The sequence below is a fragment of the Rathayibacter rathayi genome, assembly GCF_004011095.1.
Classification (GTDB): domain Bacteria; phylum Actinomycetota; class Actinomycetes; order Actinomycetales; family Microbacteriaceae; genus Rathayibacter; species Rathayibacter rathayi.
In genome coordinates this window covers 2,140,076-2,155,492 of the sequence record NZ_CP028129.1, presented here as the reverse complement: position 1 = coordinate 2,155,492, position 15,417 = coordinate 2,140,076, and the positions used below count along the sequence as shown (strand labels likewise).

Sequence of the window (15,417 nt, the reverse complement as noted above, 5' to 3'; positions counted from 1 at the left end):
TGTGCGGGACGGAGGAGTTCACTCCGCCGGACGGTCGGCCAGCATCTGCTCCATCAAGGAGATTTCGGCCTCCTGAGCCGTGATGACGGAGGAGGCGAAGTCGGTCGCAACGGTGACGCGACTGCGCGCGAGCAGAGCGTCCGCCATATCAATGGCGCCGCGGTGGTGGGCGATCATCAGTTCGAGGAACATCTGGTCGAAGCCGCGGCCCGACGCGCTGCTCAGCGCCGAGATCTGTTCGGAGGTGGCGAGGCCAGGCATGCTGGCGGGCACGACGCCGTCCTCGGTCCCCATCCCCATCGACGAGTGCGCGTCGGCGGCCCCGGCCAGGGTCGGCCGGCCCATCCAGGTCATCGACGGCTCGGGAGCGGCCTGCGGCAGGCCCCAGGCGTTCAGCCAGCCGAAGAGCTGCCCGGCCTGCTGCTGCTGGGTGAGCAGGATGTCCTTCGAGACGGTCAGGACGTCGTCATCGGTGCTGCGCTCCCGGGCGATCATCGCCAGTTCGGCGCCCTGCAGGTGGTGCACCTGCATGTCGCGCGCGAAGCCCGCCTCGGCGCTGGTCGAGGAGGGAGTCGCGGCGGAGGCGGACGGGGCGAGCGCGCCGAAGAGGTAGCCGCCCGCCGCGCCGAGCAGCAGAGCGACGACGGCGACCGCGGCGACGAGGATCCGGCCCCTACTGCTTGCCGGGCGCATCGATCCCTCCGGTGCAGGGGGCGCCGGGCTCGGGTGCGCTCGAGGACTGCCAGAAGCGCTCGACGAAGGCGCCGAGGCGCGGGTCGTCGGGGGAGTCGAGGGCGACCTGGGCGTCCCAGGCGCTCAGGACGATCGGCGAGTCGAGGCCCTGGTAGGGGGAGACGACGGAGTAGGTGTCTGGCATGGCGGCGATGAGCGCGTCGACCTCGCTCTGCGGCAGCTCGGGGTCGTAGGTGGCCCAGACTGCGCCGTGCTCAAGGTCGTGCACGGCGTTCTCGTTCGGGACGGGCTGGTCGTAGACGCCGCAGTTCATCCACACGGCATTGTGGGGTCCGCCGGCAGGCGGGGTCTGCGGGTAGTCGACGGCGCCGGCGACGTGGGTGGCGTCGTTCTCGAAGGTCTGTAGGCCGTCGATCTGGCGGGCTTCGACGATCTGCTGGTTACCGAAGACAGTGACCGCGATGATTCCGCCGACAGCGAGGACGGCCAGGGCCGAGAGCGACCAGATCCAGATGCGGGAGCCGCGCTTGCGTCGATCCTGCTCGCGCTGGTGGGCCTCGAGCTTCTCCTGTCGCGCGCGGTTCTTGGCGGACATCGGGTCTTTGGGCACGGCGGCGTCTTTCGTTCTGAGGGTGGAAGCGCCTGGTGGAGGGCGCAGGCGCCTGAGAGGCGCTCTCAGAGGATAACGAGACAGGCTTCGGATCGGATCACCGCGGGGAGAGGGGAAATCTGAGACGTCCGCTGCGCGGGCTACTCCAGCGGTCGGGAGGGCTGTTCAGGTCGCTCCGCTCAGGTCGCTCCGTTCAGGTCGCTCCGTTCAGGTCGCTCCGCTCAGGTCGCGAACGTCAGCCAGAGCAGCAGGCCGTTCAGAACGATGAGGAAGACGGCGGCCAGGGCGGCGGCGAGGGTGGTGAACCAGCGGTTCGTCTGATCCCCCATCAGCCGTCGGTCCCGGGTCAGGATCACGAGCGGCACCAGCGCGAAGGGGATACCGAACGAGAGCACCACCTGACTCAGCACCAGTGCGCGCGTCGGGTCGAAGCCGATCGCGAGCACGAGTAGTGCGGGGATCAGGGTCACCAGCCGGCGTGCGACCAGCGGCACCCGCACCCGCAGCAATCCGTGCATGATCTCGGCGCCGGCGTAGGCGCCGACCGAGGTCGAGGCGAGGCCGGAGGCGAGCAGGCCGACGGCGAACAGCGTCGCGACGACCGGTCCGAGCGCCGCGCCGATCGCCGCGTGCGCGCCCTCGAGGCTGTCCGTCCCGGCGATGCCGGCGAGGGAGTGGGCGGCGAGGAGGAGGATCGCGAGGTTCACGGTGCCGGCGATGGCGAGCGCGATGGTGACGTCGATCCGCGTGGCGACGAGGATCCTCCGGCGGGCGCCGACGCCCTCGACGTGCCCGAAGCGGTCGCGGGCGAGTGCGGAGTGCGCATAGATCGCGTGCGGCATCACGGTCGCCCCGAGGATCGAGGCCGCCAGCAGTACCGACTCCGAGCCCTCGAATCGCGGCACCAGCCCCGCGACGGTGGCGCCCGCATCCGGCGGATCGACGACCACGCCGACCGTGAAGCCGACCGCGATCAGCACCATCAGCCCCGTGATCACCCGTTCGAACGGCTGTGCACCGCCCCGCGTCTGCACGAGCAGCAGCGCCAGCGAGACCGCGCCGGTGACCAGTCCGCCGGCGAGCAGCGGCAGGCCGAAGAGCAGGTTTAGCGCGATCGCTCCGCCGATCACCTCGGCGAGGTCGGTCGCCATCGCGACGGTCTCAGCCTGTAGCCAATAGGCTCGGCGCCCCCAGTGACCGCGGAGCCGGTCGCCGAGCAGCTCCGGCAGGCTGCGGCCGGTCATCAGGCCGAGCTTCGCCGAGAGGTACTGGATGAGCCATGCCATCAGGTTGCCGAGCACCACCACCCAGACCAGGAGGTAGCCGAACCGTGCGCCTGCCGTCATATTGCTGGCGACATTCCCCGGGTCGAGGTAGGCGACTCCGGCGACCAGCGCCGGGCCGAGGAGACGGAGGAGGTGGATGTCGGCCGGACGCCGCGGCGGTGCGGCGATCGGTGAGGTCATTCGGGGTCCGTTCCGGTGTCGACGGCGGCGCTCGCGGACCCCCACGATAGGGCACGGACCCGGCGCTCGGCACTCCCTCCCGCGACCTCACCCCGAGGGTGCGACGACCCCCGTCATACGCCCCGACCCGGTTGGTACGCTGGCGAGATGACCCTGGACCGCGCCCTGCCCGCACGTCGGGACACCGGGATGGCCTACGCCGATTCGGTGCTCGATCTCATCGGCGACACCCCGCTGGTCAAGCTCGGCCCGGTCGCTGCCGGCGTGCAGGCCACTGTGCTGGTGAAGGTCGAGTACCTCAACCCCGGCGGCTCGTCGAAGGACCGCATCGCGACCCGCATCATCGACGACGCCGAGCGTAACGGACTGCTAAAGCCGGGCGGCACGATCGTGGAGCCGACCAGCGGCAACACCGGGATCGGGCTCGCCCTGGTCGCGCAGCAGCGCGGCTACCGCTGCGTCTTCGTGCTGCCCGACAAAGTGGGAGAGGACAAGCGCAACGTCCTCACCGCCTACGGCGCGGAGATCGTCGTGACGCCGACCGCCGTCGCTCCGGAGGACCCCGCCTCCTACTACTCCGTCTCGGACCGCCTCGCCCGGGAGATCCCCGGCGCCTTCAAGCCCAACCAGTACGCGAACCTCAACGGGCCGCTCAGCCACTACGAGACCACCGGGCCCGAGATCTGGCGGGACACTGCGGGTCGGCTGAGCCACTTCGTCGCCGGAGTCGGCACGGGCGGCACCATCAGTGGCGTCGGCCGCTACCTCAAGGAGGTGTCGGCAGGCCGCGTGCAGATCGTCGGCGCCGACCCGGAGGGCTCGGTCTACTCGGGCGGCGGCGGGCGCCCGTACCTCACCGAGGGTGTCGGGGAGGACTTCTGGCCCAGCGCCTACGACCCGAGCGTCGTGGACCGGATTATCGCGTCCAGCGATGCCGAGTCTTTCGCCATGACCCGCCGCCTCGCTCGCGAGGAGGGCCTGCTCGTGGGCGGATCGAGCGGACTCGCCGTCTCGGTGGCGCTCAAGGCCGCCGCCGAACTCGGCCCCGACGACGTGGTCGTCGTGCTGCTGCCCGACGGCGGACGCGGCTACCTCGGCAAGATCTTCAACGACCGGTGGATGCGCTCCTACGGATTCCTCGAGATGCGCGACGAGGGCACCGTCCGCGATGTGCTTCGTGCCCGGGCGGCGAGCGGTCAGGCCGAGCTGCCTGCGCTCGTGCACGCGCACCCCACTGACACCGTCCGCGACGCGATCGGCATCATGACCGAGTACGGAGTGTCGCAGCTGCCGGTGTTGACCGCTGAGCCGCCTGTCGTGATGGGCGAGGTCGTCGGAGCCGTGGACGAGCGCGAGCTTCTCGACCGCGTCTTCACGGGCTCGGCCTCGATGAACGATCCGCTCGGCGAGTGCGTCGGCGACGCACTCGCGCTGATCGGACTGGGTGAGGGTATCGCCGCCGCCCGGGCGGCGCTGAGCGAGCGCAGCGCCCTCCTCGTCACCGATGAGGGCAAACCCGTCGCAGTGATCACCCGCCAGGACCTCCTCACCTACGCCACGGCCTGACGGCCGTCGACCTTGCACCTCCGACCCAGGGAGTCAGCACCATGTCCAAGAAGCAGCACTTCGACACCCGCGCGATCCACGCCGGTCAGGAGTTCGATCCGACCACCGGCGCGGTCGTGCCGCCCGTTTACCTGACCTCCACGTTCGTTCAGGACGGCATCGGGGGGCTCCGCGGCGGCTACGAGTACGCCCGCTCGGCGAACCCGACCCGCGACTCGCTGCAGGAGCTGATCGCCTCGCTTGAGGGCGCCGACGTCGCCTACTCCTTCTCCTCCGGACTCGCCGCCGAGGACACCCTGCTGCGCGCCGCGCTCGCGCCCGGCGACCACGTCGTCCTGGGCAACGACGCCTACGGCGGCAGCCACCGCCTGATCGACCGGGTGCATAGCGCCTGGGGTGTGCGGAACACGGCCGTCGACATGTCGAACCTGCGCGAGGTGCAGCGGGCGATCGTCCCCGGTGAGACGAAGATGCTCTGGGTCGAGACTCCGTCGAACCCTCTGATGACCATTAGCGACATCGCGGAGCTCGCCGATCTGGCTCACGCGCACGATCTGATCGTCGTCGTCGACAACACCTTCGCCTCCTCCGCTCTGCAGCAGCCGCTGGCGCTCGGTGCCGACGTGGTCGTGCACTCGACCACGAAGTACCTCGGCGGCCACTCGGACGTGGTGGGCGGCGCACTCGCGCTGCGCTCGGGCGCCCTGGCCGAGAAGATCGCGTTTCTGCAGTTCGCGGTCGGAGCGATCTCCGGCCCGATGGATGCGTGGCTCACCGTCCGCGGTATCAAGACCCTCGGGGTGAGGATGGAGCGCCACTCGACGAACGCGCAGGCGGTCGCCGAGTTCCTGGTGGAGCATCCGGCGGTGACGGCCGTGCACTACCCGGGTCTGCCGGGTCACCCGGGCCACGAGCTGGCGAAGCGCCAGATGTCGCGATTCGGCGGGATGCTCTCGCTCGAGCTCGGAACTCCGCGCGCGGCTCGGAAGTTCGCGGAGTCGACCGAGCTGTTCCAGCTGGCCGAGTCGCTGGGCGGCGTCGAGTCGCTGATCGGCTACCCGAGTGAGATGACCCACGCGTCGGTCAAGGGCACGCCGCTGGAGGTCTCGGAGTCGCTGGTGCGGCTCTCGGTGGGCCTCGAGGACTCGTCCGATCTGATCGCCGACCTGGCGGCGGCGCTGCCGAAGAAGTAGGGCACGACGTCACGGTGGTGCGCTCGATCCCGCCACTGACGGGATCGAGCGCACCACCTGTCCGCACCGCTTCCACCGCTATCAGCGGCATCGGGGCCGGCCTTCCTGGTCGTCGACGAGCACTGACGGAGATCGGCCGCTCAGGGTGCTCCGACTACCCTGGACTGATGCATCCCGCTCTCGCCGCCGTCGGCCGGCGCGTCCGCCCCTGCCCTCGTGTGGCAGCGCTGGGCCGTCGGGTCCGCCCCCGCACGCGCCTGCGCGGGGTGGCCCAGGTCCTCCACTCCGTCTCGGGGCGTCTCGCGACGCGACGCGCCGCCGCGGTCGCCGCCCGGCCGATCGACCACCCCTCGCCCGCCGTCCGCGTCGAGCTGCTGGCGCTCGCGCTCACCAACCGCTTCTCGCGCCGCTCCGCAGTCGATCCTGACGGCGAGGTCGTCGTGACGATGACCACTCACGGCGACAGGCTGCAGCGCGTGCATGTGGCGCTCGAGTCGATCGCCCGCGGCCAGGCCCGCCCCGCGCGCCTGGTGCTCTGGCTGGACGACCCGGCTCTGCACACCGACCTGCCCGCGCCGCTGCGCCGACTGCGCCGCCGCGGGGTCGAGATCCGCCTGGTCGACGGCTACCGCGTGCACACGAAGTACTACCCGCACCTGCTCTCCGGCCGGGCGGGCGAGCGCGACCTCGTCACCTCCGACGACGACATCGTCTACCCGCGCACCTGGCTCCGGGGCCTGCTCGACGCCCGCTCTCGCTACCCCCGCGAGACCGTGCTCTGCTACCGCGCCCACCGTGTGGGTGTGGCCGACGGCGCCGTCGCGCCCTACACGAGCTGGACGCCGGTCGCCGACACACACGCCGCGACCGACGTCTTCGGCACCTCCGTCTCGGGTCAGCTGCTTCCCCGTGCCCTGCTCGGCGAGATCGCGGCGCACGGCGACGCGTTCCGCGAAATCGCTCCGGACGCCGACGACATCTGGCTGCATGTGCGCACCGTCGATGCCGGCTACCGAATCGCGCAGATCGAGCCTCGCGCCCAGCTGTTCCCGTTCGTGCCGCGCACCCAGCAGTCGGGGCTCTACCTCGTCAACTACTGGGACGGGGGCAACGACCGCCAGGTCCGCGCCGCGTACACCCCGGAGGTGACCGCGCTGATCGCGGCCGACGCCGCAGCACGGGGAGCCGGGGCCTGATGCGCCTGCTGTTCGTGAGCAACCTCTACCCCCCGCAGGTGCTCGGCGGCTACGAGATGACGTGCGCGCGCGTGGCCGAGGCGATGGCGACCCGCGGCCACACCGTGCGGGTGCTGACCACGCCGACCTATCTCCCTCCTGAGCCCTCGGGCGTGGAGCTGCACCGCACGCTGAGCCTGCGCACCTACTTCCCGCTGCCGCAGACCGGCGGCGAGATCGCGCAGCTGATGCACCACGAGAGCGCCGTCTCGCGCTTTGAGAACACCCGGATCCTGCTGGAGGAGCTGCGCGAGTTCGCGCCGACGCATGTGGTCGCCTTCAACCTGCTCGGCCTCGGTGGTCTCGCGCTGATCGACCTACTGCGCGCGGTCGAGGCGCCGTGGATGTGGAACCTCGGCGACCGCATCCCGAACGCCCTGGTCGACGGGTTGTCCGAGCGCGTGCTCGCGGTCTATGGCGCTCAGGCCCCCGATCACTTCGACCGCGGCGAGATCGTGGCCGTCAGCCGATCGCTCGTCGACGCGATCGAGGCCCGCGGCCTGAGCCTGGGCGAGGTCGAGGTGATCGGTCGCGGAGTGAGCGTCCCGAGCGACTCCGCCGAGCCGCGGCACTACCGCGAGGGCGGGATCACGAGGTTCACCTTCGCCGCGTCGCTCGGCGCGCACAAGGGCGTCGGGCTGGTACTGGAGGCGGCCGCGGCGCTCGCGGAACAAACGCGCGACTTCCGCGTCGACCTCTACGGCGACGGCGACGTGGCCTGCTGGAGCGCGCGGGCGGCGGAGGCGGGCCTGGCCGGTCTGGTCGAGTTCCACGGAGCGACACCGCACGCCGAGGTACTTGCCGCGCACGGGCGCGCCGACGCCTTCCTCTTCCCCACCTGGGCGGGCGAGGCGTTCGGCGTCGCGCCGGTCGAGGCGGCGGCCGCGGGCGCCGTTCCGATCGTGACGGCGGCCAGCGGAGTCGCGGAGTTTCTCATCGACGGCGTCGACTGCATCAAGATCACCCGCTCCGCACCCGCCCTCCTCGCGGCGATGCGCGACGTCACGAGCGGGGCGATTGACCTCGAGGCGCTCGGTCGCCGCGGCCGGGAGGCGGCCCGCGGACCGCTCTCGTTTGAGCGTTCGGTCGAGCTGATCGAGGCCTCGCTCGAGCGTCGCTCCCGGCCGGGCCTCGCGGAGCGCGTCGCCGTCACCACTCTCGAGGCCGACATCATGGATAAGGATCAGCGGGCGATGGACGTGCTTCACCGCCGCTTCTCCGGACGGGACACCGAATGACCAGTGAGCACGACTTCCTCCAGGACCCAGCCGCCGCGCCGACCCGGCTCGGACGCGGTGGCCTCGCCCTCCGCGATGCCGTGTACCGGTTGGTCTCGCCCTGGTTCGAGCAGGCACGGCTACGCACGGAGGAGTTGCGCGGCGAGACCGCGGCCCTGCGCGACGAGGTGGCCGGGCTGCGCGGCGAGGCGGCCGGGCTGCGCGGCGAGCTGGACGCCGTCCGGGCCGAGACAGAAGCGTTGCGCGAGGAAGCCGCAGGACTGCGCGCGGGCCTCGACGAGTTCAGTGCGGTCGCGGCCGAGCTGCGCGCCTCGATCGCGGAGGGGCAGGCCCGGGCGGCGGAGTCCGAGGACGTGATCGCGGAGCGGGCCGCGGGCCTCGAGGAGCGCGTGCGCGGGTCGGAGCTGGAGTTGCGGGCCGTGGCGCGACGGTTGGCGGAGGCGCTCGACCGGGTGTGAGACGGAGCTGCGGGCCGTGACCCGGCGGTTGGCGGAGGCGCTCGACCGGGTGTAGCCGCGACGGTTCGTACCTGGTTCGTTGACGTGTTTTGACGGTTGACGAGCAGTTTCTCACGCCGGCAGAAGAGGAAAGTTCCTGGTCTAGTCAGGTTTCCCTCGCCTTAGTGGCGTCTCTCGCGTGTGCGACGTTTTGCGTCAGGGTACGCGACGACCTCTCGACTTCTGCTTTCCTCGGAGTTGTCAACAGACCATCCGGAAGGAACCACCATGAACGACCTCACCCCCTCTCTATCCTCCCGTCGTCGGATCGCCGTTGTCGCATCGCTGCTGCTCGCCGCGTCCTCGGTCGTGGCGGTCGGCGTCGCGCCGGCGAATGCTGCTGAGCAGACCAAGTTCTGCCCTCAGGGGCAGTACTGCGCCTGGGAGGACGATTTGAAGCAAGGACAGATTTTCAACAACAAAGTATCGATGAATTACGTCGGTGACTCATGGAATGATCGGTTTTCCTCGCTGGAAAACCGACAGAGCAGGGCCGCCGTCTTCTTCGAAGAGCACTACTACGGTGGGGACGAACGAGTCGTCCAGCCGGGCGAGGAAGCTCGGCAGCTGCAGTGGGAGTTCACTGACGGCGGGGCGAGCTGGAACGACCGGATCTCGAGTGTCGCGGTTGGCTGACCTGTGAAGCTCGCTCTTTTCCCCTCTCTCGGGTGCGCGCTGCTCCTGCTCAGTGGATGCGCGTCCGGCGCAGATGACGGTGTGCATAAGCCATCGTCAATCGAGTTCGTGCCGAATGCCGCGGTGCTCGAGGAGGCGACGGAGACGGTGCAAGAGCCGCTGGACGAGTACGGACCGAGTGCGCGTGAGCGGCAGCGTCTCGAGCGGGCGTCGGACCTGCTCGCCGAGGACTGCGTTCGCGCGGCTGGTCACGAAGTGAGCTTCCCGAACGTGCTCGACTACCCGCCCTCCACTCTGTGGTCGCTGAAGTATTTCGGGGTGTGGACGAAGGCGAGGGCGCTGCAAGGAGGTCTTGGGATGGCGCCAAGTGCGCTCGCCGAGGCACGTCAGCACAACGAGGCCGCAACTTCGGATGAGACGGAACATGCAATCTTGCAGTGTGTCGGTGTCAACAGCAGAAGCGAGGAGATCGCGTCGCTGAGCTACCGGACGCCCGAAGAGTCAATCCACGAGCGGGGCCGGAAGGCGACCTGGAGCTGGGCGAGCGACGACCCCATCTGGGCGCAAGCCCAGTCTGAGTTCGGCGCCTGCCTGTCCGGGAAGGGCTATGCCTTGGACGAGCAGCGGGCGGTGACTTCTCCGAAGATCGCCGATGCTGCGGACAGTGAGGCGGGCATCCGTGCTGCGCTGGATCAGGTGGAGTGCTTGTCGTCGACGGGTGCTGCGCAGACGTTCGTGGATGTGGTCGCCGCGTATCAGGTGGCGTTCATCGCCGAGAATGAGGCGGCTCTTGTGGAGGACAAGAAGGAGACGGATAAGCGGGTCGCGTTCGCGGAGAAGGTGATCAGTGAACACGGCGGACACTGACGAAGGCCCGACGCTCCGGCTCCGTCCCCGCGGCTGGGTGATCGTCGTCGTGCTGGTCCCCGTGATCGGCGCGATGGCGGTCGCCTTCCTCCTGGGGCAGGCGCTGCGTGCCCCCGACGCGACCGCCTTCGACAACGCGCAGCGGACGCTGACCACGACGGGCACGGTCGAGAAGCGCACGCTGCCGCTCCCGTCGGCGCTCGGCACGGTCGGCGGCAGCACGGCCGTCAGCGTCCAGGCCGTTGCCCCCTCCGGGGCGGCGGCCGCGCAGATCACGGCGGCGCCACTCGGCGTGAGCTCCCCGGTGGTCGACGGCGCACTCCTGTTCGCCGTAGCCGAGCGGCCGGTCTTCGCCCTGGCGATCGACGGACCGCACTACCGCGATCTCGCCCAGGGCGACGAGGGCGAGGACGTCCTCGCCCTGAACGGCGCTCTCGCCAGCCTCGGCTATGCGGCGGATTCGGAGGAGGACACCTACGACTCCGCGACCGTCGCCTCCCTCGCGGCCTTCTACGAGGATCGCGGCTACCGGGCACAGCGCGGGCCCGACGTGGTCTCTGCGGCTCCCGCCTCAGCGCTCCCCTCGGCAGCGCCGAGCGGTACACAGCCCGCTGCGACACAGGCACCCAGCACCACAGCACCCACCACCACAGCGCCCGGCCCACGCGGCGGACGCCTGCCCTTCAGTGAGATCGTCGACCTGGACCGGTCGGACTTCGCGGTCGCCACCGCGCCGTCCCTCTACTCCCTGATCCCGGGCGACGGCACGGTCATGACCTGGACGGTGCCGCCCGATCGCGTCGTCGCCCGGGTCGACGTCGCCTCCGCCGACTCCCTTGCGGTCGGCGCTGCCGCGTCCATCGTCGATCCCGCCTCCGCCACGCACTCGTCCGGGACGATCGAGAGCATCGGGCCCTTCAAGCCCGCGGTCGACAAGTCGGCTCCCGGGCACGACGTCACCGTCCTCGTCTCGGCCGAGACGCGGACCTCCCTTGCTGCCGGGTCATCCGTCACCGTGACCTTCGGCGACCGCGGCGCCGAGCGGATCGCCGTTCCGGCCACGGCACTGCGGCAGGATGGCGCCACCAGCTTCGTGGACGTCGACCGGCCGGACGGCCGCCAGCGGGTCGACATCGAGGTCCGTGTGGTCGCGGACGGCTGGGCGCTGCTCGACGGCGAGCCCGCGCTCTCGATTGGCGATACCGTCGTGATCGGCTGACCGGTGCCTGTCCTTCAGTGTTCCGGAGTCGAGCGTCGCTTCGACGTCGACAACCACCCCCTGCGCGGGGTCGACCTCGTCGTGCACCGCGGCGAGTTCGTTGCCATCACCGGACCCTCGGGATCCGGGAAGTCGACGCTCCTGAACATCCTCGGCCTACTCGACCGCCCGAGCGAGGGCCGCTTCCTCGTCGATGGGATCGACACGGCGGTGATGGCGGACCGGCAGCGTGACGAGCTCCGTGCTCGGCGCTTCGGCTTCGTGTTTCAGGACGCCCACCTGCTGCCGGGCCGCACCGCAGCGCAGAATGTCGCGGTCGGTGCCCACGCGGGGCGGATCGACGACGACGCGATGACGGAGCGGATCACCGAGGCTCTCGCCGCGGTCGGACTCGCGCACAAGGCAAACGCGCGCGTCGACCTGCTCTCGGGAGGAGAGCGTCAGCGCGTGGCAATCGCTCGCGCTCTGGTGCACCGGCCGAGTGTCCTCCTGCTCGACGAGCCGACGGGGAGCCTCGACGAGGAGACCGGCGACCGCATCGTGGGCCTCCTCGAGACACTGCGGGAGCGCGGCCTCGCGCTCGTGGTCGTCACGCACGATACGAGGCTGGCCGCTCGGGCTGATCGGAACCTGGCCATGCGGCGTGGACGCCTCGAGGGTCCGGACGCACCAGCGGATACGAGCGCCGCCGCCTCCCCGACTCCTGCTCCATCGCGCGATGCGCGTCGGCATCGCGTGCGCGCTCTGATCGCGGACACCGTGCTGGGCTTGCTCGCCGCACCCGCACGAGCGCTGGTCGCGGTCGCGATCGTCGCGATCGGGGCGGGCGGCTTCGTCGCCGCCGACGCGCTCGCCGTGACGGCCGCACGCCAGGTCGACGACACCGTCCGGAGCGCTGCCGGCGACCTCGTGCGGCTGACGTCGAGCGGAGCGAGCGGGGACGTGACGGAGGAAGACGCTAAGCGCCTCGCAGGTGTCGAGGGTGTCCTGCACGCCGGGCTGCGCTGGGACGTCGCGGGTCTTCGCGCGCCGGTCCGGCGGGCCCCGGAGGCGGTGCTCGACGCCAGCGCCGAAAGCGTCTCCGTCATCGCCCTCGGGGGCGACGCAGTGGGAGCCCTCGGCGTCACGACGGAGCCGGCGTCGGCTGCTGGGCTGCTCTCGGCTCCGGAGCCGATCTCCGGTCGGATCGCTCTCGTCGGAGCGGAGGCGGCGGAGCGGCTCGGCATCGTTCCGGGCGCCGAGGGAGCCACCCTCTCGATGGGAGGCAGATCCTTCAGCGTCGTGGGCGCCATCACCGCTGTCGGCCCGGCCGGTGCCGACCTGAGCCGGGCGATCGTCATCGGCCGGGAGGCGGTCACCACGATCTCGACGGGAACCCAGTCGGGAATACTCCTGGCCTCGACCGAGCCAGGGCTGGCGAGGGCGGTCGCGGACATCGCTCCGACGGCGCTCGATCCGGCTGCCCCGACCATGTTCCACGCGGAGACAACCGCGGATCTCGCGCAACTGCGCAGTCGGATCAACGACCAGCTCGAGCAGCTGGTCCGCACGACCGGCACGGTGCTGCTGGTGCTCGCGGGGCTCGGGGCATTCGCCACCGCCTGGAGCGGAGTGAGCTCGCGCAGGGCCGAGATCGGTCTTCGCCGGGCGCTCGGATCGTCGCGGAGGGGGATCGGGGCCCTGTTCGTCGTCGAGAGTGCCGTGACGGGACTCCTCGGTGGCGCCCTCGGCACCGCTCTCGGGATCGGGGTCGTCCTCGCGATCTCGACCGGGCAGGGCTGGTCTCCCGTCGTTTCGGTGGCGGTCCTCTGGCAGGGGCCACTGCTGGGGGCGCTGGTCGGGGGAGTCGCGGCGAGCGTGCCTGCGGCGCGATCCGCGGCCGTCGACCCGGCGCGCGAACTGCGCAGCTGATCGTCCGCCCTCCTGGCACACTGGGCGCGTGTCCAGGCTCCGGGTCGTCGTCGCGCCGGACTCGTTCAAGGGGTCCGTCAGTGCGGTCGAGGTCGCGCGAGCGTTGGCCCAGGGGTGGAGCGCCGAGCGTCCGGGCGATGAGATCGTCCTCGCTCCGATGGCCGACGGGGGAGAGGGCACGGTGGACGCCATCGCGCTCGCAGTGCCGGAAGCGCGGCGGCACTCGGCCCTCGTGACCGGCCCCGACGACCGTACCGTGAGCGCCGACTGGCTGCTGCTGCCTGACGGTGCCGCCGTGGTCGAGCTCGCCTCCGCGAGCGGGATCTCCCTGCTCGATCCGCTCCGCCCGCTCACCGCGCACACTCGCGGATTCGGCCGCGCAATCGCCGCCGCTCTCGACGCTGGAGCGCAGTCGCTGCTTCTCGCGATCGGCGGCAGCGCCTCGACCGACGGCGGTGTCGGAGCCCTGCGCGAGCTCGGTGCCCGCTTCACTACGCTCTCCGGTCATGACATCGGCGACGGGGGTGGGGCACTGCACGGTCTCGCCTCCGTCGACCGGCGCGGACTCCGCGCGTTGCCGGCCGGTGGCGCCGTCGTACTCAGCGACGTCACCGCGCCGCTGCTCGGCGACTCCGGAGCGGCCCACATTTTTGCGCCGCAGAAGGGAGCCGGGCCCGAGGATGTGCTCCGGCTCGACGGCGGCCTCCGGCATCTCGCGGCACACCTCGACGCCGACCCGGACGCGCCGGGAGCAGGAGCGGCGGGTGGTACCGGATTCGGATTGCTCGCCTGGGGAGCGCGCCTGTCCTCCGGCGCGGACGCCGTCGGCCGGGCGATCGGGCTCCCGGGCCTCGTCGCCGGCGCTGACGTCGTGATCACGGGGGAGGGGCACTTCGACACGCAGACCGCGGCCGGCAAGGTCCCCTCGTACGCTCGTGGCCTGGCGGAGGCGGCCGGCGCGCGGGCGCTGCTCGTCGCCGGCGCGATCACGGCTCCGACCAGCGGCTTCTCCAAAGCGGCGTCGCTGACCGAGGTGGCCGGCTCGGCGTCCGCCGCGCTCGCGGACCCGCTTCCGCACCTCCGCGCTGTCGCCCAGGAATGGGCCGCGCGCCTGCTCTAACCTCCCGTCAGTGTCGGTGGTCGGGCGTACTGTCCGGGCATGCCGACACGCCGCACGGCGTTGTACCCAGGAAACGGATCCGTCTCGTCCACAGCTGTGGATGGTTCGTCCCGATCCGCGTCCTTCCGCGGTTCCACGGGCTCCGGCCTGTGGATGAACGGGGGAGGAACCGGTGGATAACTACACCCCTGTAACTCTACCGCTAGTGGGCTAACGCCTCTGCGCCCCCTATATGTAGTATTGAGGAGCAGGTCGGAGCGAGAGCCCCACCAGTACCCCGAACCCCCACGACCTCCTCCTCCGACCCGCCCCGAACCCCGGGCCGCCGGTCGGAGGGCGGCACCTGAAACACTCCCCTCCGAAAGGCGACACACATGGCTGTGACGGTCTACACCAAGCCCTCCTGCGTCCAGTGCACGGCGACGTACCGCGCCCTCGACAGCAAGGGCATCGACTACGAGGTCTTCGACCTCTCGGTCAACGAGAAGGCCCTCGAGGCCGTGAAGGCCCTCGGCTACCTTCAGGCGCCGGTCGTCATCACGGACGATGATCACTGGTCCGGCTTCCGCCCCGACAAGATTGCGACCCTCTGAAGCGTCTGCGCGGCGATCTGCGGCGTTGTCGTCAGGCGCCGTAGCGCCGCTACGGCTTCTTCCTCCGCCTTGCAGCTCACCACGCAGACGCCCCAGAGGGGACGGGGAGTAGGCAGAGGGCAGAGGAGAGGGGTGGTGGGATGAGCGGGTTGGTGTACTTCTCCAGCAGTTCGGGGAACACGCACCGGTTCGTCGAAAAGCTCGGGCGGCTGGCGCAGCGGATCCCGCTCCACGCCCGGCGCGACGGGGCCACCCTCGATACCCTCCACGTCCACGAGCCGTACGTGCTCGTCCTCCCCACCTACGGTGGCGGCAACGGCGCAGACGCGGTCCCCAAGCAGGTCATCCGGTTCCTCAACGATCCGTGCAATCGTTCCCTGATCCGAGGCGTCATCGGCGCCGGCAACACCAACTTCGGCGAGGCGTACTGCCTCGCCGGCGACATCATCGCCCGCAAGTGCGCGGTACCGCACCTCTACCGCTTCGAAGTATTCGGAACACCCGACGACGTCCGTGCCGTCGATGAAGGATTGGACACGTTTTGGACGCAGCAGTGATCGACGCTCCCCGCGA

The 15,417-nt window shown here is 70.7% G+C and carries 15 protein-coding genes; 12 read left to right on the top strand and 3 right to left on the bottom strand.

From position 1 onward, the window contains the following. Positions 1-18 precede the first annotated feature (18 nt). From C1O28_RS10300 to C1O28_RS10290, 3 genes are all read right to left on the bottom strand, one after another. Positions 19-693 carry a DUF305 domain-containing protein gene (locus C1O28_RS10300; protein ID WP_097165322.1) on the bottom strand — a complete coding sequence of 225 codons (675 nt, stop codon included), beginning with the start codon at positions 691-693 and terminating at the stop codon, positions 19-21. Then, entirely contained in the window at positions 674-1,303 is a 630-nt protein-coding gene (locus C1O28_RS10295; RefSeq protein WP_243391994.1) for a DUF3105 domain-containing protein, read from the bottom strand. The genes C1O28_RS10300 and C1O28_RS10295 overlap by 20 nt, the downstream gene beginning before the upstream one ends. Before the next feature lie 221 nt (positions 1,304-1,524). After that, positions 1,525-2,769, bottom strand: a complete 1,245-nt coding sequence (locus C1O28_RS10290) for an Nramp family divalent metal transporter (RefSeq protein WP_097165324.1) — start codon at positions 2,767-2,769, stop codon at positions 1,525-1,527. A gap of 189 nt (positions 2,770-2,958) precedes the next feature. Here C1O28_RS10290 and C1O28_RS10285 point away from each other — a divergent pair, with 189 nt between their 5' ends. From C1O28_RS10285 to nrdI, 12 genes are all read left to right on the top strand, one after another. Beyond that, positions 2,959-4,335 carry a cystathionine beta-synthase gene (locus C1O28_RS10285; protein ID WP_097165325.1) on the top strand — a complete coding sequence of 459 codons (1,377 nt, stop codon included), beginning with the start codon at positions 2,959-2,961 and terminating at the stop codon, positions 4,333-4,335. Positions 4,336-4,376: 41 nt separating this feature from the next. Then, on the top strand, positions 4,377-5,528 hold the full coding sequence (locus tag C1O28_RS10280) for a cystathionine gamma-synthase (protein WP_097165326.1): 1,152 nt from the start codon (positions 4,377-4,379) through the stop codon (positions 5,526-5,528). Positions 5,529-5,695: 167 nt separating this feature from the next. Continuing rightward, the gene (locus tag C1O28_RS10275) at positions 5,696-6,724 is read left to right on the top strand and encodes a glycosyltransferase (RefSeq protein ID WP_097165327.1); all 1,029 of its coding nucleotides are present in this window, start codon (positions 5,696-5,698) and stop codon (positions 6,722-6,724) included. Continuing rightward, positions 6,724-8,001 carry a glycosyltransferase gene (locus C1O28_RS10270; protein ID WP_097165328.1) on the top strand — a complete coding sequence of 426 codons (1,278 nt, stop codon included), beginning with the start codon at positions 6,724-6,726 and terminating at the stop codon, positions 7,999-8,001. Before C1O28_RS10275 ends, C1O28_RS10270 begins: the two co-directional genes overlap by 1 nt. Beyond that, positions 7,998-8,459, top strand: a complete 462-nt coding sequence (locus tag C1O28_RS10265) for a hypothetical protein (protein ID WP_097165329.1) — start codon at positions 7,998-8,000, stop codon at positions 8,457-8,459. The genes C1O28_RS10270 and C1O28_RS10265 overlap by 4 nt, the downstream gene beginning before the upstream one ends. 267 nt (positions 8,460-8,726) lie before the next feature. Further along, positions 8,727-9,134 carry a peptidase inhibitor family I36 protein gene (locus C1O28_RS10260; protein WP_097165330.1) on the top strand — a complete coding sequence of 136 codons (408 nt, stop codon included), beginning with the start codon at positions 8,727-8,729 and terminating at the stop codon, positions 9,132-9,134. 3 nt (positions 9,135-9,137) lie between these two features. Further along, positions 9,138-10,001 (top strand): hypothetical protein, encoded by an 864-nt coding sequence (locus C1O28_RS10255; RefSeq protein WP_097165331.1) that lies wholly within the window; start codon positions 9,138-9,140, stop codon positions 9,999-10,001. Next, positions 9,982-11,220, top strand: a complete 1,239-nt coding sequence (locus C1O28_RS10250; RefSeq protein WP_097165332.1) for an RND family efflux transporter — start codon at positions 9,982-9,984, stop codon at positions 11,218-11,220. The genes C1O28_RS10255 and C1O28_RS10250 overlap by 20 nt, the downstream gene beginning before the upstream one ends. A 3-nt stretch (positions 11,221-11,223) precedes the next feature. Then, positions 11,224-13,131, top strand: a complete 1,908-nt coding sequence (locus C1O28_RS10245; RefSeq protein WP_097165333.1) for an ABC transporter ATP-binding protein/permease — start codon at positions 11,224-11,226, stop codon at positions 13,129-13,131. A gap of 28 nt (positions 13,132-13,159) precedes the next feature. Next, on the top strand, positions 13,160-14,251 hold the full coding sequence (locus C1O28_RS10240; protein WP_097165334.1) for a glycerate kinase: 1,092 nt from the start codon (positions 13,160-13,162) through the stop codon (positions 14,249-14,251). 374 nt (positions 14,252-14,625) lie between these two features. Next, positions 14,626-14,844: a glutaredoxin-like protein NrdH gene (gene nrdH / locus C1O28_RS10235; protein WP_097165335.1), complete on the top strand. Its 219-nt coding sequence runs from the start codon at positions 14,626-14,628 to the stop codon at positions 14,842-14,844. A 140-nt stretch (positions 14,845-14,984) separates the two neighbouring features. Beyond that, complete coding sequence (gene nrdI, locus C1O28_RS10230; protein ID WP_097165336.1) at positions 14,985-15,401, top strand: class Ib ribonucleoside-diphosphate reductase assembly flavoprotein NrdI; 417 nt, start codon at positions 14,985-14,987, stop codon at positions 15,399-15,401. Positions 15,402-15,417 lie beyond the last annotated feature (16 nt).

What these genes read in the sequence shown, in the direction of transcription:
- C1O28_RS10300 (WP_097165322.1), bottom strand. Translation starts at nt 693, where the DNA reads ATGCGCCCGGCAAGCAGTAGGGGCCGGATCCTCGTCGCCGCGGTCGCC.
- C1O28_RS10290 (WP_097165324.1), bottom strand. Translation starts at nt 2,769, where the DNA reads ATGACCTCACCGATCGCCGCACCGCCGCGGCGTCCGGCCGACATCCAC.
- C1O28_RS10285 (WP_097165325.1), top strand. Translation starts at nt 2,959, where the DNA reads ATGGCCTACGCCGATTCGGTGCTCGATCTCATCGGCGACACCCCGCTG.
- C1O28_RS10280 (WP_097165326.1), top strand. Translation starts at nt 4,377, where the DNA reads ATGTCCAAGAAGCAGCACTTCGACACCCGCGCGATCCACGCCGGTCAG.
- C1O28_RS10275 (WP_097165327.1), top strand. Translation starts at nt 5,696, where the DNA reads ATGCATCCCGCTCTCGCCGCCGTCGGCCGGCGCGTCCGCCCCTGCCCT.
- C1O28_RS10270 (WP_097165328.1), top strand. Translation starts at nt 6,724, where the DNA reads ATGCGCCTGCTGTTCGTGAGCAACCTCTACCCCCCGCAGGTGCTCGGC.
- C1O28_RS10265 (WP_097165329.1), top strand. Translation starts at nt 7,998, where the DNA reads ATGACCAGTGAGCACGACTTCCTCCAGGACCCAGCCGCCGCGCCGACC.
- C1O28_RS10260 (WP_097165330.1), top strand. Translation starts at nt 8,727, where the DNA reads ATGAACGACCTCACCCCCTCTCTATCCTCCCGTCGTCGGATCGCCGTT.
- nrdH (WP_097165335.1), top strand. Translation starts at nt 14,626, where the DNA reads ATGGCTGTGACGGTCTACACCAAGCCCTCCTGCGTCCAGTGCACGGCG.
- nrdI (WP_097165336.1), top strand. Translation starts at nt 14,985, where the DNA reads ATGAGCGGGTTGGTGTACTTCTCCAGCAGTTCGGGGAACACGCACCGG.